Annotated in this window: 21 protein-coding genes; 19 read left to right on the forward strand and 2 right to left on the reverse strand. The window is 68.4% G+C overall.

Features of this window, described 5'->3' with window-relative positions:
- Positions 1-67: 67 nt before the first annotated feature.
- Positions 68-766, forward strand: a complete 699-nt coding sequence (locus NS283_RS13550; RefSeq protein WP_058597387.1) for a hypothetical protein — start codon at positions 68-70, stop codon at positions 764-766.
- A gap of 2 nt (positions 767-768) precedes the next feature.
- Here NS283_RS13550 and NS283_RS13555 read toward each other — a convergent pair whose 3' ends face one another.
- Positions 769-954 (reverse strand): hypothetical protein, encoded by a 186-nt coding sequence (locus NS283_RS13555; RefSeq protein ID WP_058597388.1) that lies wholly within the window; start codon positions 952-954, stop codon positions 769-771.
- A 90-nt stretch (positions 955-1,044) separates the two neighbouring features.
- On the reverse strand, positions 1,045-1,959 hold the full coding sequence (locus NS283_RS18970) for a CPBP family intramembrane glutamic endopeptidase (RefSeq protein WP_193751249.1): 915 nt from the start codon (positions 1,957-1,959) through the stop codon (positions 1,045-1,047).
- A 141-nt stretch (positions 1,960-2,100) separates the two neighbouring features.
- Here NS283_RS18970 and NS283_RS13565 point away from each other — a divergent pair, with 141 nt between their 5' ends.
- The 18 genes from NS283_RS13565 (at position 2,101) to NS283_RS13655 (ending at position 22,615) form a co-directional block, all read left to right on the forward strand.
- The gene (locus NS283_RS13565; protein ID WP_058597390.1) at positions 2,101-3,273 is read left to right on the forward strand and encodes a sensor histidine kinase; all 1,173 of its coding nucleotides are present in this window, start codon (positions 2,101-2,103) and stop codon (positions 3,271-3,273) included.
- Positions 3,270-3,902: a response regulator transcription factor gene (locus NS283_RS13570; RefSeq protein ID WP_058597391.1), complete on the forward strand. Its 633-nt coding sequence runs from the start codon at positions 3,270-3,272 to the stop codon at positions 3,900-3,902. The genes NS283_RS13565 and NS283_RS13570 overlap by 4 nt, the downstream gene beginning before the upstream one ends.
- An 86-nt stretch (positions 3,903-3,988) precedes the next feature.
- Positions 3,989-4,771 (forward strand): IclR family transcriptional regulator domain-containing protein, encoded by a 783-nt coding sequence (locus NS283_RS13575; RefSeq protein ID WP_058597392.1) that lies wholly within the window; start codon positions 3,989-3,991, stop codon positions 4,769-4,771.
- A 220-nt stretch (positions 4,772-4,991) separates the two neighbouring features.
- Positions 4,992-5,732 (forward strand): 3-oxoacid CoA-transferase subunit A, encoded by a 741-nt coding sequence (locus NS283_RS13580; RefSeq protein ID WP_058597393.1) that lies wholly within the window; start codon positions 4,992-4,994, stop codon positions 5,730-5,732.
- Positions 5,733-5,805: 73 nt separating this feature from the next.
- Positions 5,806-6,444 (forward strand): 3-oxoacid CoA-transferase subunit B, encoded by a 639-nt coding sequence (locus tag NS283_RS13585; RefSeq protein WP_058597446.1) that lies wholly within the window; start codon positions 5,806-5,808, stop codon positions 6,442-6,444.
- Between the two features lie 3 nt (positions 6,445-6,447).
- Positions 6,448-7,614: a thiolase family protein gene (locus tag NS283_RS13590; protein WP_058597394.1), complete on the forward strand. Its 1,167-nt coding sequence runs from the start codon at positions 6,448-6,450 to the stop codon at positions 7,612-7,614.
- A 53-nt stretch (positions 7,615-7,667) separates the two neighbouring features.
- Positions 7,668-8,078, forward strand: a complete 411-nt coding sequence (locus NS283_RS13595) for a hypothetical protein (protein WP_058597395.1) — start codon at positions 7,668-7,670, stop codon at positions 8,076-8,078.
- Positions 8,078-8,437 carry a hypothetical protein gene (locus tag NS283_RS13600; RefSeq protein ID WP_153003374.1) on the forward strand — a complete coding sequence of 120 codons (360 nt, stop codon included), beginning with the start codon at positions 8,078-8,080 and terminating at the stop codon, positions 8,435-8,437. The genes NS283_RS13595 and NS283_RS13600 overlap by 1 nt, the downstream gene beginning before the upstream one ends.
- Positions 8,438-9,162: 725 nt before the next feature.
- A complete protein-coding gene (locus NS283_RS13610) occupies positions 9,163-10,152 on the forward strand; it encodes a LacI family DNA-binding transcriptional regulator (protein ID WP_081317430.1) in 990 nt (329 codons plus the stop codon).
- 92 nt (positions 10,153-10,244) lie between these two features.
- Positions 10,245-12,686: a glycoside hydrolase family 32 protein gene (locus NS283_RS13615; protein ID WP_058597399.1), complete on the forward strand. Its 2,442-nt coding sequence runs from the start codon at positions 10,245-10,247 to the stop codon at positions 12,684-12,686.
- 186 nt (positions 12,687-12,872) lie between these two features.
- On the forward strand, positions 12,873-13,895 hold the full coding sequence (locus NS283_RS13620) for a LacI family DNA-binding transcriptional regulator (RefSeq protein ID WP_058597400.1): 1,023 nt from the start codon (positions 12,873-12,875) through the stop codon (positions 13,893-13,895).
- 68 nt (positions 13,896-13,963) lie between these two features.
- On the forward strand, positions 13,964-15,631 hold the full coding sequence (locus NS283_RS13625; protein WP_058597401.1) for an ABC transporter substrate-binding protein: 1,668 nt from the start codon (positions 13,964-13,966) through the stop codon (positions 15,629-15,631).
- A gap of 66 nt (positions 15,632-15,697) precedes the next feature.
- On the forward strand, positions 15,698-16,675 hold the full coding sequence (locus tag NS283_RS13630; protein ID WP_058597402.1) for an ABC transporter permease: 978 nt from the start codon (positions 15,698-15,700) through the stop codon (positions 16,673-16,675).
- Between the two features lie 40 nt (positions 16,676-16,715).
- A complete protein-coding gene (locus NS283_RS13635; RefSeq protein WP_058597403.1) occupies positions 16,716-17,699 on the forward strand; it encodes an ABC transporter permease in 984 nt (327 codons plus the stop codon).
- Entirely contained in the window at positions 17,696-18,613 is a 918-nt protein-coding gene (locus NS283_RS13640) for an ABC transporter ATP-binding protein (protein ID WP_058597404.1), read from the forward strand. Before NS283_RS13635 ends, NS283_RS13640 begins: the two co-directional genes overlap by 4 nt.
- A complete protein-coding gene (locus NS283_RS13645) occupies positions 18,610-19,641 on the forward strand; it encodes an ATP-binding cassette domain-containing protein (RefSeq protein ID WP_058597405.1) in 1,032 nt (343 codons plus the stop codon). The genes NS283_RS13640 and NS283_RS13645 overlap by 4 nt, the downstream gene beginning before the upstream one ends.
- Positions 19,638-21,131, forward strand: a complete 1,494-nt coding sequence (locus NS283_RS13650; protein WP_058597406.1) for a glycoside hydrolase family 32 protein — start codon at positions 19,638-19,640, stop codon at positions 21,129-21,131. Before NS283_RS13645 ends, NS283_RS13650 begins: the two co-directional genes overlap by 4 nt.
- Entirely contained in the window at positions 21,128-22,615 is a 1,488-nt protein-coding gene (locus tag NS283_RS13655) for a glycoside hydrolase family 32 protein (protein ID WP_058597407.1), read from the forward strand. Before NS283_RS13650 ends, NS283_RS13655 begins: the two co-directional genes overlap by 4 nt.
- Positions 22,616-22,638 lie beyond the last annotated feature (23 nt).

The raw sequence follows: 22,638 nt of genomic DNA on the forward strand, positions 1-22,638 counted from the left end.
TGCCCGCCGATACGATGGCACGACCCGTGGCATCCGGGATCCGCCCCTGCCCGAGAGGAGTCCGCACGTGGATGACCTCACCCGGTGGACAGCGGCGCTGACGACACTCGTCGGGCTCGGGTTGACGCTCGGCCTGAACCCCGCGCTCTACGGCGCCACGGCCGACATGCTGGCGCAGAACGTCCGCGTCATCCCGCGCATGGCGTTCATGGTCGCGGGCCTTGCGACCGGAGCCACCATCCTCTACCTCGCGCTGCAGAGTTTCGACCCGACCGAGTTCGTGTCGGCGGCCGAGCGCCAGGCCACCGAAGCGGTGCTGGACCGCCGCGTCGATCTGGCCGCGGGTGCGCTGTTCCTCGCGGGCGCGGTCGCCATGGTCGTCTGGCGCCTCCGGGTACCGATCCGCGCGCCGCGGACCAAGCCGGTGAAGAGCCGCGCGCACTCGTGGAGCTACTACGTGCTCGGGGTGAGCTGCTCGATCATCGGTTTCACGACGCTGCCGATCATGTACATGACCGGTCGGATCGCCGACGGCGTCAGCGATCATCCCGCGCTCAGGTGGACCGCGTACGCCGTCTTCCTCGTGGCGCTCGCCGCGCCCTTCGTGCTCCTCGCCACCGCGTGGCTGCATTTTCCGGCGACCGCGGCTCGCGTGAACGGCTACTACACCCGCGCGATCGACATGGATCACCGGTGGCTGTACGCGGGCGTCCTGGCTGCCGCGGGAATCGCGTGCGTCGTGCTGGGCGTGGTGCCCGGCCGTTGAGCTCAGCGCTTCACGCGCTGCTTCCGCATCTTCGCCACGACCCGGCGGCGCACCTTCTGCACCTTCGGGTCGGTCCACACGCGGTAGGCCACCGTTCCCGCGGCGACCGCGCGACCGATCGCCGTTCGTGCGAGCACGGCTCCCGCCAGCCCCACGGCTCCGGTACCGACCCAGCGTGCAACTCCCATGGCATCCCTCGTTCTCTCTGTGGAGAGACCAGCAGACACGAGGAGGGCGCGGATGCCAGGCGGCTTGCGTCGCGGGAGGGGATGTGCGTGTCACGGGCGAGCCGTCGTCCCATCGGGAATGCGTCTGCCGTGGCGCAGTGCGGTGACGATCAGGGCGACGCCGATGACGGATTGCACCGACCCGATGGCGAGCCAGGATGTGGCAGGAGTCACCGGCGGGAGGAGCGTGCCGGCGATCACGGTGCCGACATGGAATCCGCCGTGCACCCCCACCGCAGCCCAGAGCGAGCCCGTCCACAAGAGCAGGCCGACCGCGAGCAGGGCGAATCCGAAGGGCAGTGCGAGATACAGCACGTGCTCCCACGGTGACTGCTGCCCGCCGTTGGACACGAGATGGATCAGCGTGAACGCGAGAGTGGTGACAGCCACGGCGAGAATCGGGCGCTCCCGCAGTCGCCAGAGCAGCATCCCGCGGAAGAGCAGCTCCTCCGGGATCCCCTGCTGCAGGAAGGCGAGGCCGAGTGAGTACGCGATCAGCAACGAGATCATGACCGGACCCGTCTGCCCGGAGAAGTGTGTCGAATCGCTCCGGACGGGACCGTCGGCGGGGATCAGCGCTGTCACCGCGACGACCGTTCCGGCGGAGAGCCCGATGCCGAGCAGGAGCCACACGGCCGAGAGCCTGTTCGCGCTCCATCCGGCCGCGCGGAGCGGCGCGCGCTCGACTCCGTTCATCCACCCCCACACACCGAGCACGACGGTGCCGAGGACGAGCGACTGGAGGACGACCGCGAGCCCGAAGCCCCACGGCGACGATCCGCCGAAGACCTCGGACGCCCCGGGCACCAGGACCAGGAGGCCCGTCGCGAGCGCGGGAACGAGGTTGGCGATGATCAGGATGCCGATGGCCACGACGACTCGGACGGTGATGCCGAGCGGTCCCAGCGCCAGTCGCGGAGCGACCGACCTCGTGCCGGGGGCGGGCGGGACTTGTGTGACGTTCATGCCGAGGACGCTACGGAGCGTCGGGGCGGCGATCCCGTCCCGGGAGTCACGATCGCGAACGACCCCGGTCACGCGCGAGAGGGCCGAAGTCGTGACCGCAGTCACGTGTGAGGGACGAGAGCGCGTGCTTAGCTGAAGCGTATGTCCGGGACCCCGAACCGTCGCGCGCTGTTGCTCGATCTTGCCGCCGTCATCGGGTGGGCGGGACCGGCTCTCATGGTTGTCGCATCGCTGGACCGGAGGCCGGGGTGGGCTTCGGCCGCGGTGTCCTCGCTGCTGATCGGCTCCATGGTCGTGTGGGTGCTGTGGCGTCGCTCGGGGCAGCGGTCTCGCGCTGCCGCGATCGCCTTCGCGACCATCGCGACGGTGACGATGTCGTTCGGAAACGGATCGTTGTACTACGGCATCGTCTGGGCGGCATGTCTCGTCCTCGGTGTGACATTCACGGCGGCCGCCGTGGTCTGGGGCTACGCTGCCGCTCTCGTGGGACTCGTCGTCGCCCTCCATCTGTCCACCGGGAGCGCACCCGAGCTCATGATCGGTGAAGCCGCCGTCGCCGCGGTCTTCGCCGGCGTGGCGGCGGCCGTGGCGGCGATCCTGCGCGACAGCTTCCGGGTCGGGGAGGAACTGCGTGCGGCGCTCGTACAACTGGATGCCGTCAACGCCGAACTCCGCAGCCGTCTCGACACCGACCGTGACCTCGCACTCGCTCGCGAACGCGAGCGCACCGCGCGGGAACTCCACGACGGCCTGGGGCACCGGCTGACAGCCGTCGGGATGTCGCTCGATTATGCCGACCGCGTGGGTGACTCGCCCGAGGCGCGCGAAGAGACGCGACGTGCGCGACAGCTGGTGGGGGAGTCCCTCGATGCGATGCGCCGACTCGTCCGTGCCATGCACCCCGTCGAGCTCTCCACCCTCCGCAACGCCGAGGCGTTCCACGCTGTCGCCGAGGCGTTCCGGGGCACGGGGATCGATATCCGGGTGTCGATCGAGGGCGACGACTCCGCGCTGAGTCATGACCACGCGCTCCTACTGCTGAGTTTCGTTCAGGAAGGGTTGACGAACGTCGTGCGTCACTCCGATGCGACATCCGTCGACCTGCGAATGGTGGTGGGGGATGCCCACCTCTCCGCGGTGATCGAGGACGATGGGGCCGGAGCGTCGACCGACCCGTTGATCGAGGGCTTCGGCCTGCGATCGCTTCGCGCGCGCGCCGAGCGGATGGGCGGGGCATTCACTGCGGAGCCGACTCCCACGGGCTTCCGTGTGGCGCTCGAACTCCGTCCCGCGCTGATTCGCGGGCTCGCGTGAGTACCGTGCGGGTCTTCGTCGTCGACGACCAGGAGCTTCTCCGGCGAGGCCTGCGCATGATCCTCGAAACGGACTCCGCGGTCGAGGTGGTCGGTGAGGCTGAGAACGGGCAGCGGGCACTCGCTCTCATACCGGGGCTTGCGCCCGACCTCGTGCTGGCCGATGCCCGCATGCCGGTGCTCGACGGTCTCGGACTCGTCCAGCGGTGCGCGGTGTCCCATCCCGACCTTCCGGTCCTGGTCCTCACGACGTTCGACGACGCGCGTCTCGTGCGTCAGCTGCTGGACGCGGGGGCCGCCGGATTCCTGCTGAAAGATATCTCAGCGGACGCGTTGATCGGCGCCATACGCCATGTCCTGGCGGGTGGGCTCGTGCTGGATCCGCGCGTCGCCCGTGCTGTGCTGTCGTCGACGCCGGTGCAGATGGAGCAACCCGTCCTCACCGAGGCGGAGCGAGCGGTCGCGGACCTCGTCGCCCGGGGGCTCCCCAACGCGGAGATCGCCGCACGCCTTCATCTCGCACACGGGACGGTGAAGAACACGGTCTCCGCCCTGTTGCGCAAATTCGCTGAGCCCGACCGCACGGCCCTTGCTCTGCGGCTCGCGCGAGAGTCGACGGCCGGGGCCTGAGGGCAGCCTCGGAGCGGAGTCCCCGCCCCTGCGGATGGACCCGTTCCGTGTCGGTGGCCGGCGGCAGCCCCGCTAAGGTGAGCCGGGTGAGCGACGCGGGAGAAGGGCAGGCGGGGTCGGGCGACTTCGTCCAGTCTCTCGCGCGCGGGCTCGAGGTCATCCGCACCTTCGATGCCGAGCACCCGGCGCTGACGCTCAGCGATGTGGCTCGTCGCGCGGATCTCACCCGCGCCGCCGCGCGGCGCTTCTTGCGCACCCTCGAGACGCTCGGTTACGTGCGCGCCGACGGCCGGTCCTTCTCGCTCACGCCGCGCGTGCTCGAGCTCGGCTTCAGCTACCTGTCGGCGCTGTCTCTCCCGGCTCTCGCCCAGCCCCACCTCGAGCGCTTGTCGCGTGAGGTCGATGAGAGCGTGTCGTCCGCCGTCCTCGACGGCGCCGACATCGTCTACGTCGCGCGCGTCCCCACGCGGCGCATCATGAGCGTCGGGATCACGATCGGCACGCGATTCCCCGCCTACGCGACCAGCATGGGGCGCGTCCTGTTGGCCGCGCAGCCCGAGGGTCGCGCTCGCGAGATCATCGCGGCATCCCATCCCGAACCGCTCACGTCCCGCACGCGCACCGACGTCGAGGCGATCCTCGCGGAGCTCGCCTCCGTGCGCGCGCAGGGGTGGGCGCTCGTCGACGGCGAGCTCGAGGAGGGGCTGCGATCGCTCGCCGCGCCCATCCGTGACCGCGAGGGGGCCGTCGTCGCGGCGCTCAACATCTCGGCCACCGCCCGGGGCGACGGCGACGCCTGGCGCGAGCAGTGCCTCCCGGCGCTCCTCGCGGCCGCCGCCGATATCGACGCGGATCTTCGTCTGATCTGACGGGCTCACGCGCCGACCGCGTGGCGAGTGTCCAGAACACCCGGACGTTTTTCGCGGCGGTCCGGGTGACGTGGACACTCGAGCCCGCTTTCCGGGATGCGGATGCCACCGGCCCGCCGGGCGCGCCGGATTGACGCCGGCCCTTGTCGCCGTCGCGCGCGCGTCGTAGAATGTTCGCAAGACGTACGTATGTGCGCAGAGCGAACACATGGGAGCCCGAGTGATCGACAAGACCGTCCCCGACGTCGCGGCGGCCGTCGCCGGTATTCCGGACGGAGCCACCGTGATGATCGGCGGCTTCGGACGAGCCGGACAGCCCGTCGAACTCATCGACGCGCTCATCGCGCAGGGCGCCCGCGACCTCACCGTCGTCAACAACAACGCCGGCAACGGCGACACGGGACTCGCCGCCCTGTTGGCCGCCGGACAGGTGCGCAAGATGATCTGCTCGTTCCCCCGGCAGAGCGACTCGTGGGTGTTCGACCGCCTCTACCGCGCGGGCGAGCTCGAGCTCGAGCTCGTGCCGCAGGGCAACCTCGCCGAGCGCATCCGCGCGGCCGGCGCGGGCATCGGCGCGTTCTTCACACCGACCGGCTTCGGCACGCAGCTCGCCGAGGGCAAAGAGACGCGCCGCATCGACGGGCGCGACTACGTGCTCGAGTACCCCATCCGCGCCGACGTGGCTCTCATCGGTGCACGCGCCGCAGACCGCTGGGGCAACCTCGTCTATCGCGAGACAGCGCGAAACTTCGGACCGATCATGGCCGCCGCGGCGGCGACCACGGTCGTGCAGGTCGACGAGATCGTGCCGCTCGGTTCGCTCGACCCCGAGGGCGTCGTGACGCCGGGACTGTACGTGGACCGCGTCGTCGCGGTCGGGGAGCGCGCGTGGCTGCGAGACGGCGAATTCGTCGGTGGCGTCGACATCGAGGGCCGCGTCCTCTCCGAAGAAGGTGCCTGATGGACGCATCCACCAGTTCCGCACCGGCACGTCGTCGAGCTTGCGCGCACCGCGCGGGAAAGAGAGCAGCACAGTGACCACCCGCATCTCCCGCGCGCAGCTCGCCGCGCGCGTGGCATCCGACATTCCCGAGGGCGCGGTCGTGAACCTCGGCATCGGGGCCCCGACGCTCGTCGCCGATTACCTCCCCGAGGGGCTCGAGATCGTTCTGCACACGGAGAACGGCATGCTCGGCATGGGGCCCGCTCCCGAGCGTGGGCGCATCGACCCCGACCTCATCAACGCAGGCAAGCAGCCCGTCACCGCCCTCGCGGGGGCGGCCTTCTTCCACCACGCCGACTCTTTCGCGATGATGCGCGGCGGGCACCTCGACGTGTGCGTGCTGGGCGCGTTCCAAGTCTCGGCCGGGGGTGACCTCGCGAACTGGTCGACGGGTGAGCCCGGCGCGATTCCGGCGGTCGGCGGGGCGATGGACCTCGCGATCGGCGCGAAGGACGTCTACGTGATGACCGACCTGCTCACGAAGGGCGGCGAGCCCAAGCTCGTGGAGGCGTGCACGTATCCGCTCACGGGCGTCGGCTGCGTCTCGCGCGTCTACACCGACCACGGCGTCTTCGACGTCACGCCCGACGGCTTCCGCGTGCGCGAGCTGTTCGGCGACAACACGCACGCCGAGATCGAGTCGCTGCTCGGTCTGAAACTGGAGGCCTGAGCCATGCCCGCATCTTTCGTCTACGACGCCGTCCGCACGCCCTTCGCGCGGCACGGCAAGGCCTTCGCCGACGTGCGCCCCGACGACCTCGCGGCGACGGTCATGGCATCCGTCGTCGAGCGCACGGGTATCAACCCCGCCCGCATCGAAGACGTGATCTTCGGCGACGCCAACCAGGCCGGCGAAGACAACCGCAACGTCGCGCGCTTCGGCGCTCTGCTCGCGGGCTTCCCGTCGTCGGTTCCCGGGACGACGATCAACCGCCTGTGCGGATCGTCCCTGGATGCCGTCATTCAGGGTTCGAGGGCGATCGAGGCCGGCGACGCCGACGTGATCCTCGCCGGCGGTGTCGAGTCGATGACCCGCGCGCCGTTCGTGGTCGAGAAGAGCCCGCGACCCTTCCCCGCGGCGAACCAGACGATGTGGAACACCTCGATCGGCTGGCGCATGACCAACCCGCGGCTGCGCAAGGACTGGACGATCTCGAACGGCGAAAGCGCCGAGAAGCTCGCGGAGATCTACGGCATCTCGCGCGAGGAGCAGGATGCCTTCGCCGCCCGCAGCCACCGCCTTGCGGCTGCCGCGTGGGCGGCCGGGACCTTCGACGATGAGATCGTGCAGGTCGAGGGCCACGCGCTCGCCCGCGACGAGGGGATCCGCGACGACTCCACCGCCGAGGTGCTCGCGGGGCTGCGCCCGGCGTTCCAGAAGGACGGGACGGTCACGGCGGGCAACTCGTCGCCGATCAACGACGGCGCCTCGGCGGTGCTCCTCGGTTCCGAGGGAGCCTTGGATGCCGAACCTCTCGCGCGCATCGCCGGCCGCGCCGCGTTCGGCAACGACCCCGATGTCTTCGGTGTCGCCCCCGTCGAGGCCGCGAACCGCGCGCTCGCCCGCGCGGGCCGTTCGTGGAGCGACGTGTCGTTCGTGGAGCTCAACGAGGCCTTCGCCTCGCAGACCCTCGCGTGCGCGCAGCTGTGGACCGAGCTCGACCCCGCGAAGCTGAATGAGAACGGCGGCGCGATCGCCATCGGTCACCCGCTCGGCGCCTCCGGCGGTCGCATCATCGCCCGCGCCGCCCACGAGCTGAAGCGTCGCGGCGGGGGAGTGGCCGTCACCGCGATCTGCATCGGAGTGGGTCAGGGCCTCGCGGTGGTTCTGGAGCGCTGAGCGTCAGAGCTTCCTGCGATGAGCTGCTCCGAGCCCCCTCGTAGACTCCGGGCATGGCCTTTCCCTCGTTCCAGGATGACGCGGCGATCCTGTTGGCGGCGATCGGTAGCAGTCAGCGGTCGTCGACGTCCGTACGCTCGGTGCTCGGGACCTGGGACATGATCAACGTCGACGTCCCGTCGCGGCAGATGATCGAGTCCGCGGCCGGGGCGCTCCAGCGTGCGGGCCTTGTGGTCATCGACGACGAATGGGGCCTCCGGCCCACTGCCGAGGGAGTGCGTCTTCGGCGCACGCCACGCGGCGTCTCGATGCGAGGGCTCCCAACGGCGATAGGGAAGTTGCTGCCACCTCTGACGCCCGACCCATCCGTCGTGATGCCGCAAGAGATCTACGACGCGGCCCTCGAGGACTACCTGCATCCGAAGCCGCTGCTTCCGCGGTGGCTGACAGGGTTGTTCCGGTGATGGATGATTCGGATGCTGACAACGGTCACGTCATCGTTAGCTTCGATGTCTCGACGGCGGTTCGCGTCGGTGAGCTCGAACAGCTACTCAGAACAGAGCCAGGGTCTGCTCCCCCGTTCTCGTATCACCTCGGAACGGTAACGTTCGATGAGCCGAACTGGGAGGCCCGGGCTGACAAGCTGAATGCCGTGATCTTGGACTTCGTAGACCGCCTGCACGGGGTCTCGCCGGCCGTTCTGAACTCCCCGGAGACGTTCGTTCGCCTCTTCATGACCCTTCCCGCCGGAGCCGAGACCCTCGATGCCGGTACGGTGAAACGGCTCGCCGACGTGGGCGCCACAATCTGGATTGACGCGTGACGGATTTTCCCTTGCATCGAGATGCCGCAGCCCCGAAGAGAGAACGCTTGAGCTGGGTGCGTCTGGCCATTGCGTGTGCAATCGCGTCCGCGGTCGCGACGGTGCTCATTACCGCGGGGACGATCTTCCTCTATGAGGGTCGCGGGTTCGTCTTCGGGAATGGACCGTGGTCGCGATCGTCGTCATACGCTCGCCTGGATACCTATCTCTATGGTGTCTCCGTCAGATTTCTGTTCGTCGGTGTTCCTGTGGCCCTCTGCACCTTTCTGATCGCGAGGAGGCTTCGGTCGGCCAGCCGGCGGATTCGCGTCATGGCCGTCGTGGCGCCGTCGCTTGCGACGCTGATTCCTGCGTGGTGGCTGGCCGCATGGGACGGACCACCCCTGCTCGCTCTTCTCGTCGGGAGCCTCAGCGCTCTTTTCGGTGCCGGCGTGTTTCTTCTCGCAGCGCACATCGCGGGATACACGCGGATCGCCGCCGGTATGGCTGTGGTTGTGGCCGGAAGCTTGCGCGATCGTCCAAGCAGGTCGGGCGGCACACGGACGTAACCCTGGCACACCTCGACTTGCTCGAGTGCCCGCACAGCTTCTCCGGCTCCGCGCCCGAATCGATCGAGCAGCGCATTTTCGAGGAACCGTTCGCGGAACCGCGGGGCGAGGATGAGTCGGATCGAGCGACGAGCCCGCCTAGCCTCAGCCGCGGACGCCGTCGTGAGAACATGAGGGATGCCTTCACGCCGTGTGTCGATGGACGACATCGCCCGACGCCTGGGGCTCAGTCGAAGCACCGTGTCGTTCGTGATCAACGACCGCAGCGACATCCGCATCGCGGAGGAGACGAAGCGGCGGGTGTGGGAGGCGGTTGCCGAGTTGGGGTACCGACCGCACGCGGCTGCGCGCGCCCTCGCGTCGCAGCGGACCCATCTGCTGGGTCTCGTCACCGACATCGCCAGCAGCCCGTTCGGCGGCGGAATCATCACCGGGGCTCAGCGAGCGGCCTGGGCGCGGGGGCAGGTGCTGCTGATCGTGAGTGTGAGCCCAGACGACTCGGCCGACACGGCGCTCGAGATGCTGCTGGAGCGACGGGTCGAGGGTTTGATCTACGCGACCGCCGGTCACATCGGGGTGAAGCTCCCGACCGCCGCGGCGGAGGTGCCCGTCGTGCTCGTGCACTGCGAGGATCTCGACGGTCACTACCCCTCGATCCTCCCCGACGAGGAGCACGGTGGGTACACGGCGACTCGGCGCCTGCTCGACACCGGGCACCGGCGCATCGGCCTGCTGAACATCGATGCGCCCTACCCCGCTGCTGGTCGCCGCGCGGGCTACGAACGTGCACTGCGCGAAGCGGGTATCGAGGTCGACCCCGCGCTCGTCTCGTCGGGTCCCGCTCACGCCGGGGCCGGGTACGAACTCGCCCGCGCCATGCTGGAGCTCCCGGACCGTCCGACCGCGCTCTTCTGTGGAACGGATCGCATGGCCATGGGCGCATTCGATGCGATTCGTGAGGCGTCTTTGCGTATCCCCGAAGATGTCGCGGTCGTCGGTTTCGACGATCAGGAGATCGTCGCCGCCTACCTGCGACCGGCGTTGACGACCATCGCGCTCCCGTTCGAGGAGATGGGCGCGGCGGCCGTGGAGATCCTCAACGGCGACGTTGCGGAGTTCAGCGGCGCGACGATGCCCGGGTGGCTCGTCGAACGCGATTCGGCGTGATCGCCCGGATCTCTTGTCCGAGGGGGCGGGGAGCGCTACGTTAACTCGCGTTAGTAACGCGCGTTAGCGAATGGAGCCTCGTGAACACAACAATGAAGTTGCGCGCCCTCGCGGCGGGAGCGGCGACGCTGATCACCGCACCCGTCCTCACGGGTATCGGAGTGACGGCGGCGCACGCCGACAACCCCGACGCAGAGCAGTATCGTCCGCAGTACCATTTCTCGGTCCCCGACCACTGGAAGAACGACCCCATCCGACCGGTCTATCTCGACGGCGAGTACAACTACTACTACCTGTACGACGTCGACTACAACGGCGTCTCGACGCAGACGGCGTGGCGGCATGCGACGACGACCGACCAGATCGTCTACCACGACGAGGGGATCGCCATCCCGGAGGACACCACCTTCGGCTCGCCGATGGCCGGTTCGATCGTCGTCGACACCGACAACACGGCGGGTTTCGGGGCAGGCGCCCTCGTGGCGCTCGTCTCCGTCGACGAAGGACCGACGAACGCGACCGATCAATGGGTGTACTACTCCACGGACGGCGGCGACACCTTCGTGCCGTACTCGACGACCACGCCCGCGATCGCGAACCCCGGACCCGGACTCCACGAGTTCCGCGACCCCAAGATCGAGTGGGACGAAGCCAACGACCAGTGGGTCGCCCTCGTCGCGGAGCCGCTGAGCGGCATCGGCTTCTACGCCTCGTCCGATCTGAAGAATTGGACCTTCGAGTCGTTCTTCCCGGCCCCGAGCGGGATCACGTTCACCGAGTGCCCGGACTTCTTTCAGATGAGAGCCGACGACGGCACGTTGCAGTGGGTCGTCGGAGCGAGCACCGGCGGCGACATGCACACCTTCGCGTATTGGCCGGGAGAGTGGGATGGCAGCACCTTCACCCCCGACACGACGGTGCCGAAGTGGTTGGACTACGGTGACGACTTCTACGCCGCTGTCACCTACCCCGACGAGGCCTCCGCAGACCGGAGCACGCGGTTTCTCAAGGGGTGGGTCAACTACTGGAGCCACCCGAACACGGCGAGCAGCTGGACCGTGGACGGCTTCACCGGCACCGATGCCATCACCCGGGAACTCCGGCTGAAGGCGACGGGCGACACCTATCGCCTCGTCTCGAATCCCGTCGCCGCTCTCGATGACTACGCCACGCGCACCTGGGAGCTGGGCGACATCGCCGTCGACGGGGAGCGCGATCTCGGCTACCACGGTACGTCCTACCGACTCGACACCACGGTGTCGTGGGCCGATCTCGACAACGTCGCGATCAAGCTGCGACGCTCACCCGACGGGACGCGCGACTTCACCGTCGGCAAGTTCGACGACTTCATATACGTTGACGCGAATGATCCGACGATGTACCGGGAATCGCACGCGCCGTTCGACCCGCAAGCCACGACCGTCCAGTTGAGCATTCTGGTCGACACCACCACCGTGGAGGTGTTCGTCAACGGCGGAGAGCAGGCGCTGACCATGAAGTCGAACCTCGATCCGACCGACACCGGTCTGCAGCTCTTCACCCAGGGCGGCGCCGCGACCTTCGGCGACGTCACCATCACCGAGTTCGCGAACGTCAACGGGCAGGCGGAAGGGGGAACGGTCTTCCAAGATTTCGACAGTGGCCATGACGGGTGGACCACCACCGGCAGCGCCTTCGGGTCGGCGCCGGCGACGGGAACCCTTCCGGCGCAGCAGCCCGTGACCGGGTGGCGGGGGACGGGGCTCGTCAACAGCTACCTCGGCGGGGACGCGTCCACGGGAACCGTGACATCGCCGACCTTCACCGTCTCGAGCCCGTACGTGAGCTTCCTCGTCGGCGGGGGCGACCATCCGACGCCGTCCGAGGTCTTCGCCGACTTCGAGGGGAATGACTGGGGGCCGGGCTGGACGGCCACGGGCAGCTTCGCTGGTCGCGGGCCGACGGCCTCGAGTCTGACGAACCAGGCGGGGGCGAAGGTAGCCGACACCTTCGTCAACGGCGGCGACGCGGCCACGGGGACCATCACCTCGCCCGAGTTCACAATCACCCGTGACTACCTCACCTTCCGGATCGCCGGGGGAGACTTCCCCTGGCCGGCCGTGGGGAACGCCTCCGTCCGATTGGTCATCGACGGTCAGGTGTACTTCAGCGCCACCGGCGACGGCACCCCGACACTGCGCGACGTCGCTTGGGATGTGCACTCGCTGAGGGGCAAGACGGCGTATCTCGAGATCGTCGACGAGTCGACTTCGACAGCGTTCGGCCACATCATGGTCGATCAGGTGATGTGGGGGAACACCCCCGATGCCGTCGTCGGGGAGGCGGACACCCCGACCGCGGTGAATCTGAAGGTCGGTGGGGCCACCGTCCGCACCGTGACCGGTACCGATGCGGAGCGGCTGCACTGGGAGTCGTGGGACGTCGCCGACTTCATCGGCCAGACCGCCCAGATCGAGGTGGTCGATCAGAGCACCGCGGGGTGGGGGCACGTGAACGTGGACGAGATCACGTTCTCGGATCGGCCGCTCGGCTGAGCGTTCGCGCAGGAGTCACCCGTCCCGTCGGCTGACGGCGCGCACCGGACCCGCCGGAGATTCTCCGGCGGGTCCGTCGTGTGAGGCGTCGCGGAACATCGGTGTTGACGACGGCTACTTACGCGCGTTAGCATCATCGAAACATCGCACTAACGCGGGTTAGTAACCTCGAAGAACGAAGAGATCATGTCGAAGAAGACACCGCAGACACGCGCTGTGACGATGCAGGACGTGGCCCGCCACGCGGGCGTATCCCGCACCGCCGTATCGCTCGTGCTCAACGATCGCTTCGACGTGACGTTGGCGTCCGACACCCGCGAGCGGGTCATGAGCTCGGCGACGGAACTCGGCTACCGCCCCAACGCCGGCGCCCGGGCCCTCGCCCAGCAGCGCAGCGACTGGTACGGCCTCGTCACCGAGATCGTCACGGCACCGTTCGCGGTCGATGTGATCAAGGGTGCTCAAGATCGGGCGATGACCGACGACAAGTACCTGCTCATCGCCTCGACGGAGTCTGATCCGGCCGCCGAGACGACCGCGATCGAACGGCTCCTGGAGCAGCGCGTGGAGGGCCTGATCTACGCGGCGACGTGGCATCGCGGCGTCTCGGTTCCCGATATCGCGAGCGAGGTCCCCACCGTGCTGGTGAACTGCTTCGACCGCGACGGACGGTTCCCCTCCGTCGTGCCCGACGAGCGCGCCGGCGGATATCGGGCGACTGCCCGCTTGCTCCGCGCCGGTCACCGACGCATCGGGTTCATCAACCTCGACCCCGGGATCCCGGCGGCCATCGGCCGCCGCCAGGGGTATCTCGCGGCTCTGGCCGACGCGGGGATCCCGGCTGACGAGCAGTGGCAGGTCACCGGCCACGCCACGGCCGACAGCGGGTTCGCGGCGGCCGAGGTGCTCCTCGATCTCGCCGATCCGCCGAGCGCGATCTTCTGCGCGAACGACCGGATGGCCATGGGAGCGTACGACGCCATCAAAGAACGGGGACTCCGCATCCCCGACGACATCGCCGTCATCGGCTTCGACAACCAGGAGCTCATCGCGGGGTACCTGAGGCCGGCGCTGACGACGGTTGCGTTGCCCTTCGAACAGATGGGCGCACGGGGCGTGGACATCCTCGCCGCCATCACCGCGGGAGAGCCGACCGTCACGAAAAGAGTGACGGTCGACTGCCCGCTCCTCGAACGCTCGTCGGTGTGACGGGACATCCCCGACGAGCAGGATTCTTCGGCTTCAACGCGGAAGAGAAGAAAGGAACAGCACCAATCATGGCACTACACCGGAGAAAGACGGCCCTCTTCGCCGCCGTCGCGGCAGCGGGAGCTCTTCTGCTGTCGGGCTGCACCGCGGGTGGCGGCCAGTCGGCCGCCGACCTCGACGGCACGCAGCTGCTGACGATCCCTCGCGAGGACATGGGCACGTTCGATCAGAACTTCAACCCGTTCTCGAACCCCGACTTCCCGATGACGCAGGTCGCGATCTACGAGTCGATGCTCGTGTTCAACCCCGCCGACGGCACGACGACGCCGTGGCTCGCGACCGACTGGGAGGCGGCCGACGACGGCAGTGGCCTCACCTTCCACCTGCGCGAGGGCGTGCAGTGGTCGGACGGTGAACCCCTCGTCGCTCAGGACGTGGTGACGAGCTTCGCGCTGCAGAAGGAGATTCGCGGAGGATTCGACTACGTCGAGACGGTGACCGCCATCGACGACCTCACCGTCGAGTTCGACTTCAACACGCCCTTCTCGCCCGCCCTGCTCGATGTCGGGCAGCAGATCATCGCACCCGCGCACATCTGGGCCGAACAGAGCGACGCCGCGAAGTTCACGAACCCCGACCCGGTCGGAACGGGGCCGTACACCGAGGTGACGAACTTCCAGGCGCAGTCGTTCGACCTGCTGAAGAACCCCCATTACTGGCAGCCCGACAAGCAGAAGATCGAAGGTGTACGGATGCTGGCGTTCGCCGGCAACGACGGTGCCAATCTGGCCGCCGCGAACGGCGACGTCGACTGGGCACCGCAGTTCATCCCCAATATCGAGCAGGCGTACGTCGCGAAGGACCCGGAGCACCGCTTCTTCTGGTTTCCCACGACCGGCTCGATGATCAGCTGGCAGTTCAACACGACGAAGGCGCCCTTCGACAACCCCGATGTGCGCAAGGCCCTGTCGATGGCCGTGGACCGCGACCAGGTCACCTCGATCGGCATGCAGGGGTACACCATTCCCGCCGACTGCACCGGATTGTCGGGGGCGTACGACGCCTGGCGCGACAGCGACGTCGTGGACTCGTGCACCTGGACGAAGCGCGACCTGGACGCGGCGGGCGAGCTTCTGGATGCCGCCGGCATCACCCGCGGCGCGGATGGCACGCGCGTGCTTCCCGACGGCTCGCCGTTCGCCTTCGACTTCTCGGTCGGGTCGACCTCGAGCGACTGGGTGTCGGTCGGCAACGTCATCTCGCAGAACCTCGCCGAGCTGGGCGTGACGGTGACCGTCGCGGCTCGGGACTGGGCCGAGGTCAGCGCGAGCTACGAGAACGGCACGTTCGACTCCGGCATCGTGTGGAGCAACAACGCGCCGACGCCGTACCAGTTCTACCGGGGTGTCATGGCCACCGAGACGGTCAAGCCGGTGGGCGAGCAGACGTTCGAGAACTACCACCGGTACGGCAGCGCCGAGGCGGACGCTCTTCTCGCGCAGTTCGCGGCGACCTCTGACGAGGAGCAGCAGCGCTCGATCATGAATGAACTTCAGGCGCTGTTCGCCGAGGACATCCCGGTCGTCACGCTTTTCCCCGGTCCGGAGTTCGGCGCGGCCACCACGGCGCGCTTCACCGGCTGGCCGAATGCCGACAATCCGTACGCCAGCCTCGGGGCGGTGCGCGCCCGCAGCGCGGTGCTGATCCTCACCACTCTCGAGCCCGTCACGGGCTGATGACCGGACCGCTGCGCCGCCCGCACGGGCGGGCGGTGCAGCGGCACCTCACGAGGAGAAACGATCATGGGCTACATCCTTCGGCGCCTGGGCTTCTACCTGGTCGCCTTCTGGGTCTCTCTCACCCTGAACTTCCTGCTGCCGCGGCTCATGCCCGGCGACCCCGTGACCCGCATGGTCGCGCGACTGCAGGGCGCCATCCGTCCCGACCAGATCGAGGCGCTGCGGAGCTCGTTCGGTCTGGACGATGCGCCGCTCTGGGAGCAGTACTTCCGCTACATCGGACAGATCCTGTCCGGCGACTTCGGTTTTTCGATCTCGCGCTTCCCGACCCCGGTCACCGATGTGATCTCCGCGCAGATCGGATGGACGCTCCTGCTGGGTCTGACGTCGCTGCTGATCGCGGTCGTGATCGGCAACCTGCTCGGCATCGTCGCGGCGTGGCGCCGAGGCGGGGCCGTGGACTCCGTCCTTCCGCCGGTCCTCATCTTCATCGGCTCCTTCCCGTACTTCTGGCTCGCGATGGGTTTGCTCTACCTGTTCGGAGTCACCCTGGGGTGGTTGCCGCTGCGCCACGCCTTCTCGGTCGGCGCGACGCCGGAGTTCTCGTTCGCCTTCCTCGGTGATGTCGCGGTCCACCTGTTCCTGCCGGCCGCCTCGATCGTGCTCGTCTCGATCGGCGGCTGGATGCTCGGGATGCGAAACACGATGATCTCGACCAACGCCGAGGACTACATCACGATGGCGGAGGCCAAGGGGCTGCGTCGCAACCGGATCATGTTCGCCTACGCGGCCCGCAACGCGATGCTGCCGTCGGTGACCGCGTTCGGGATGTCGCTCGGGTTCATCGTCGGCGGGGCGCTGCTGACCGAGGTCGTCTTCGCCTATCCGGGCGTCGGCTACCAGTTGCTGTCGGCGGTGCAGAACCTCGACTACCCCCTCATGCAGGGCCTGTTCCTCACGATCACCACCGCCGTGCTGATCGCCAACTTCCTCGTGGACATCGTGTACGTGCGGCTCGACCCGCGCGTGCGCGTGAGCTGATCGGAGCGTGACGATGTCTCTCGCCCAAGACCCCCGTGCCATGGTCGAACTCGATCTCGGCGTCGCCGCCGACGCGGACACCCCGCCCGTCCGGCCACCCCGCGGGCGCGATGGCTTGCTGCGCGGGCTGCTGAGAAACGGCAAAGCCATCGCCGGCCTCGTGATCCTGGCGCTCTTCGTCGCCGTCGCCGTGCTCGCCCCGGTGCTGGCCCCGGGCGACCCCACGCTCATCCGGGGTCTGGGAGCGCAGCCCCCCTCGCTCGACCACCTGCTGGGGACGACCGCGAAGGGGCAGGACGTCCTGGCACTCAACGTCTGGGGAGCGCGGTCGTCTCTCTTCGTCGGTTTCACCGTCGGAGTCCTCGCCACTCTGGTGGGACTGCTGGTGGGTCTTGCCTCGGCCTACCTCGGCAAGAACGTCGACAATCTGCTCTCCCTCGTGACGAACGTGTTCCTCCTGCTGCCGGGCTTGCCGCTCCTGGTGATCCTGGCGGCCTTCCTCCCGCAGGGCATCGGCACCGTGATCATCGTCCTGGTGATCACGGGATGGGCCGGATCCGCTCGCGTCCTGCGCTCGCAGGCGATGTCCATCCGCGGGAAGGACTTCGTCGCCGCCGCGCAGGTCACCGGTGAGTCGTCCGTGCGCATCATGTTCCGCGAGATGCTGCCCAACATGGCGTCGATCGTGATGAGCACGCTGCTCTCCTGCGTGATCTTCGGAATCGGCGCCCAGGCCGGTCTCGAGTTCCTGGGCCTCGGCGACATCTCGACCACGAGCTGGGGCACCAATCTGTACTGGGCGAGCAACGACGGAGCTCTGCTCACCGGCTCGTGGTGGGTGTTCGTGCCGCCCGGCGTCGCGATCGCGCTGGTCGCCTTCGCCCTCTCCCTGGTCAACTACGGCGTCGACGAGACGACCAACCCTCGTCTTCGCACTCCGCGTCGCCGCGTGTCGGCGACCGCTCCGACGCCGGTCGCCGACCTCCGCGTCGACCCCGCCATCGCGAAGGAGGACGCCCGATGAGCGCCGCACTGTTGGAGGTCGAGGACCTCTCCGTCGAATACGTCACCGATTCCCGGACGGTCCGCGCGGTCGATCGCGTCTCCTTCACGGTGGGCGAGGGCGAGGTGTTCGGCCTCGCGGGTGAATCAGGTTGCGGAAAGTCCACGATCGCCAACGCGATCCTGCGTCTCCTCCGCGACCCGGCGATCATCGCGGGCGGATCGATCCGCTTCCGGGGGACCGACGTGCTGGCGTTGACCGCCGGGGAACTCCGCGCGTTCCGGTGGCGCCAAGTCGCCATGGTGTTCCAGAGCGCGATGAACTCGCTCAATCCGGTCATGACGATCGGCGATCAGATCGCCGACATCTACACGACGCACGAGCGTGTCTCCAAACGCGAGGCCCTCCGCCGGGCGGCCGGCCTGCTCGATCTCGTGGGCATTCCGCACGATCGGCTCCGGTCCTACCCGCATCAACTCTCCGGCGGCATGCGGCAGCGAGTCGTGATCGCCATGGCGACCGCCCTGCGTCCGCTGCTGCTGATCATGGACGAGCCCACGACGGCGCTCGACGTCGTCGTGCAGCAGGAGATCATGGCCCAGATCAAGGACCTGCAACGCGAGCTCGGGTTCGCGATCCTCTTCATCACCCACGACATGTCGCTCATGGTCGAACTGAGCGACCGCATGGCGGTGATGTATGCAGGACGATTCGTTGAAACGGCATCCGCTCTGTCGATTTTCGAGACGCCGCGCCATCCGTACACGAATGCGCTCATGAACGCGTTCCCTCCGATGACCGGTCCGCGCGTGCGCCTGCGCGGCCTGGGCGAAGGCATCCGCTTCACCGACATCCCCGACCTCGTTCCCGTCGGGCCCGACCACTGGGCGGCACCGACCTCGGTCGAGACGTCCCGAACGGAGGCGACCCGATGAGCCCCCAGACTCCCGTGCTGTCGGTGCGCGGACTGACGAAGACGTTCCCGATCGGCGGGATGTTCTCGCGTCGACACGTGCGCGCGCTCGGCGGCGTCGACCTCGACATCGCCCCCGGCGAGATCGTGGCGCTGGTCGGCGAATCCGGCAGCGGCAAGTCGACCCTCGCGCGGTGTCTCGCGCGTCTCGAGCAGCCCTCCGGCGGCAGCTTCGCGTTCGAGGGGCGCGACGTCCTGAAGGCCGAGCCGCGACGAGCCAGCCGCGCGTACCGATCGGCGGTGCAGATGATCTTCCAGGATCCGTTCGGCTCGCTGAATCCCGTCCACCGGGTCTCCCACTTCCTCGAGCGGCCGTTGCAGCTGCACGACGCCGTCTCCGGGAGGGACGAGCTCGAACGCGCGAAGCGCCGGTTGATGCAGAAGGTCGACCTGCCCGCCGAACTCCTCCACCGATACCCGCATGAGTTGTCCGGCGGTCAGCGACAGCGGATCGCGATCGCGCGTGCGCTCGCCGTGAATCCCCGCCTGATCCTGGCCGACGAGCCGACATCGATGCTGGACGTCTCGGTACGCATCGGCGTGCTGAACCTGATGCGATCGCTGTGCGAGCAGCAGGACATCTCGATGCTCTACATCACCCACGACCTCGCGTCGGCGAGGTATCTCGCCGACCGCATCATCGTCATGTTCGCCGGCGAGTTTGTCGAAGGGGGCGAGGCCGCGGCCCTGCTGGCAGAGCCACGGCATCCGTACACCCGTCTACTCATCTCCGCCGTTCCCGACCCGCGTCGACGCGGCGGCTTCGACCCCGTCGAACGTGCGCGGTTGCGTCACGAGGTCGTTCAAGCGACTTCTTGTGCCTTCCACGGCAGGGGAGAGACCACGTGCTCCGCCGAGACCGCGGTGTTCCATCGCGTGAGCGACGCGCCCGAGCACTGGGTGCGGTGCGGTCTGTACGCGCCGCCCTCGGACGCCCCCGGCACCGCCCTCGAACGACCCGACACGACGCAAGAAAGCCCCGCCGCATGACCATGACCTCTGGCCCCGCCCTCGTCTCCGCCGAACTCCTCGCGCTCGCCGCCGAAGACCCGCACCGCCCGGTGTTCCACTTCACCGCACCGGCGGGGTGGCTCAACGACCCGAATGGCCTCACCCAGCGCGGCGGCGAGTACCACCTCTTCTATCAGTTCAACCCCGATGCTCCCGTGCACCATCGCATCCAGTGGGGCCACGCGGTGAGTACCGATCTCGTCACCTGGCGCGACGTCCCGGTCGCTCTCACTCCGACGGAAGGCCCCGACGTCGACGGCTGCTGGTCGGGCGTGCTGGTGTACGACGGCGACGTGCCGACCATCGTGTACTCGGGCAGACACGGCGACCGCGAGTTGCCGTGCATCGCGACAGGGTCCGACGATCTGCTCGTGTGGACCAAGGATGCCGGGAACCCCGTCATCGCGGCTCCCCCCGAGGGGTTGGAGGTCACCGCCTTCCGGGATCACTCCGTCTGGCGGGAGGGCGACGTCTGGCGCCAGTTGATCGGCTCCGGCATCCGGGGGCAGGGGGGAACGGCGTTCCTGTACGAGTCCCTCGACCTGAGGAGCTGGACGTATCTCGGCCCCCTCCTCGTCGGCGACGGCGCCGGCTCCGATCCGGCCGCACCGGACTGGACCGGCACGATGTGGGAGTGCGTCGACCTGTTCGCCCTCGGCGACGCGGACTCCGCACACCGCGACATCCTGGTCTTCTCCGCCTGGAACGAGGGCATCACCCACCATCCGCTGTACTGGTCCGGTCGGTACGAGGGCGAGCGCTTCACACCGGCGGCGCTGCACCGGCTCGACCTGGGCGGGCGGTACTTCTACGCGCCGCAGTCGTTCCTCGACGAGTCGGGCCGGCGGGTGATGTTCGGCTGGCTGCAGGAGGGGCGATCGGATGCCGCGGCGGTCGCCGCCGGATGGTCGGGGGTGATGTCGCTGCCGCGGCTGGTGACGCCGGCGCCGGACGGATCGCTTCATCAGCGGCCGGCGCCCGAGGTAGATGCTCTGCGCGCGGCGGAGGTCGCCGACCGCGCACTGACCCTCGGGGCAGAAGAGACCGAGGTCGCTCGCGGAGACGAGCTCGACATCGAGGCGCGATTGACCATCCCGGAGGGCGGTGTGGTCGCGATCGTCGTGCGCGCGTCGGACGACGACGCGGAACGCACGGTACTGCGGCTGCGTCGAACGGGCGACCGCGCAGAACTGAGCCTCGATCGTTCTCGATCGAGTCTGAATGGCGACGTCGATGTCACTCCGCGCTCGGGCGAGGTTCCCGTGGATGCCGAGGGTGCCGTGGAGGTCCGTGTGCTCGTCGACCATTCGGCGGTGGAGGTCTTCGCGGGCGGAGTCCCGCTCACGACCCGCGTCTATCCGACGCGTGCGGATGCCCTCGGCATCCGGCTGTCCGGCGAGGGGGTCGCCGTCCACCTCCGTGCGTGGTCGATGCGTTCCGTCGCACGCGGAGCCGAGGGTGCGGAGTGAATCCTGACACGCAACCGCGCCCCGCGACGCGGCGCCCCGCCTTCCATTTCAGTGTTCCCGACAACTGGAAGAACGACCCACAGCGGCCGATCCACCTAGCGGGGGAGTACCTGTACTACTACCTCTACAACGGCGACTACCTCGCCGGTGGTATCGGCACCTCGTGGCGATTGGCCACGACGCGTGACCACGTGGCGTTCGTCGACCGCGGGGTCGCGATTCCGAAGTTCTCGAACGGCAACGGTGACTGCTGGTCGGGCTCGCTGGTCGTCGATACCGGGGGCACGGCCGGATTCGGTGCAGGTGCGATCGTGGCCCTGGTCACCCAGGCCCGGGTGGACGCCGTGCCCGAGGGGCGCCAGGCGCAGTACCTCTGGTACTCCACCGACGGTGGCCGCTCGTTCCGCTCCGGCGGAGACGATCCCGTCCTGGACGTTCCGGGAATCCCGGACTTCCGCGATCCCAAGGTGATCTGGGACGCAGAGCGGGGGCGGTGGTTCCTCGCCCTCGCTGAGGGGGACCGGCTGGGGTTCTACGCCTCGACGGATCTGCGCACGTGGGACCGCGTCGGTGAGTTCGCCCGCGACGACCTGGGACTGCTCGAGTGCCCGGACATCTTCTCGATGACGGCCGACGACGGATCGACGACCTGGGTCCTCGGCGTCAGCGCTAACGCGAAGCACCGGGGTCTGCCCGCCACTTACGCCTACTGGACGGGCGCTTTCGACGGTCGTACGTTCGTCCCCGACGCCGAACAGCCGCGCTGGCTCGACTGGGGGTTCGACTTCTACGGTGCCGTGACCTATCCGCACCACGGCACCACGGGAGCGGAAGACCCGGGCCTGCGCCACGTGATCGGGTGGGCCAACTTCTGGGACTACCCGCACAACACCCCCACGATCGATACGGACGGGTACAACGGCGACGACATGATCGTGCGCGATCTGAGACTCGTGCGAGATGAGCGCGGCTACCGGCTGATCTCCGCTCCCACCGCGGCGCTCGCCGACTACGTCACCACCACGCATCTCGTCGGAGACGTCGAGGTGTCCGCGCATGTCGATCTCGATGTCTCCGCCGTGGCCTATGACCTCGAGTGCGATGTGTCGTGGTCGGCATCGACGCAGGACGTCGGTGTGCAGGTCTGCCGCGCGCCGGGAGGAACCCGCTTCGTCGCGGCTGGCCTCGACGTGACCAAGGGGAGCGCGTACCTCGACCGGAGCTTCACCGCAAACCCCACCCGAGCCCGCAGTGAGGCGCCCTTCGACCCCACCGCCGGCTCCGTACGGCTGCGCGTGCTCGTGGACAGGACGAGCGTGGAGGTCTTCGTCGCGGATGGAGAGACCGTACAGTCGCACCGGGTGTTCCCGCTCAGCGGGGACGAGCGGATACGCCTGTACAGCAGCGGAGGAGCGGCCGTTTTCCGTGACGTCACCGTCCGCGAGCTGGAGGTCGGGCCGCGACGCGACGGGGGTGCGGGCTGAGGAGAGATCGCGATTCCCGAACT

The organism is Microbacterium testaceum (genome assembly GCF_001476285.1).
Classification (GTDB): Bacteria; Actinomycetota; Actinomycetes; order Actinomycetales; family Microbacteriaceae; genus Microbacterium; species Microbacterium testaceum_B.

Coding starts and splice junctions, on each gene's coding strand:
- NS283_RS13555 (WP_058597388.1), bottom strand. CDS start 954: ATGGGAGTTGCACGCTGGGTCGGTACCGGAGCCGTGGGGCTGGCGGGA.
- NS283_RS18970 (WP_193751249.1), bottom strand. CDS start 1,959: ATGAACGTCACACAAGTCCCGCCCGCCCCCGGCACGAGGTCGGTCGCT.
- NS283_RS13565 (WP_058597390.1), top strand. CDS start 2,101: ATGTCCGGGACCCCGAACCGTCGCGCGCTGTTGCTCGATCTTGCCGCC.
- NS283_RS13590 (WP_058597394.1), top strand. CDS start 6,448: ATGCCCGCATCTTTCGTCTACGACGCCGTCCGCACGCCCTTCGCGCGG.
- NS283_RS13595 (WP_058597395.1), top strand. CDS start 7,668: ATGGCCTTTCCCTCGTTCCAGGATGACGCGGCGATCCTGTTGGCGGCG.
- NS283_RS13600 (WP_153003374.1), top strand. CDS start 8,078: ATGGATGATTCGGATGCTGACAACGGTCACGTCATCGTTAGCTTCGAT.
- NS283_RS13610 (WP_081317430.1), top strand. CDS start 9,163: ATGCCTTCACGCCGTGTGTCGATGGACGACATCGCCCGACGCCTGGGG.
- NS283_RS13615 (WP_058597399.1), top strand. CDS start 10,245: ATGAAGTTGCGCGCCCTCGCGGCGGGAGCGGCGACGCTGATCACCGCA.
- NS283_RS13620 (WP_058597400.1), top strand. CDS start 12,873: ATGTCGAAGAAGACACCGCAGACACGCGCTGTGACGATGCAGGACGTG.
- NS283_RS13625 (WP_058597401.1), top strand. CDS start 13,964: ATGGCACTACACCGGAGAAAGACGGCCCTCTTCGCCGCCGTCGCGGCA.
- NS283_RS13630 (WP_058597402.1), top strand. CDS start 15,698: ATGGGCTACATCCTTCGGCGCCTGGGCTTCTACCTGGTCGCCTTCTGG.
- NS283_RS13635 (WP_058597403.1), top strand. CDS start 16,716: ATGGTCGAACTCGATCTCGGCGTCGCCGCCGACGCGGACACCCCGCCC.
- NS283_RS13640 (WP_058597404.1), top strand. CDS start 17,696: ATGAGCGCCGCACTGTTGGAGGTCGAGGACCTCTCCGTCGAATACGTC.
- NS283_RS13645 (WP_058597405.1), top strand. CDS start 18,610: ATGAGCCCCCAGACTCCCGTGCTGTCGGTGCGCGGACTGACGAAGACG.
- NS283_RS13650 (WP_058597406.1), top strand. CDS start 19,638: ATGACCATGACCTCTGGCCCCGCCCTCGTCTCCGCCGAACTCCTCGCG.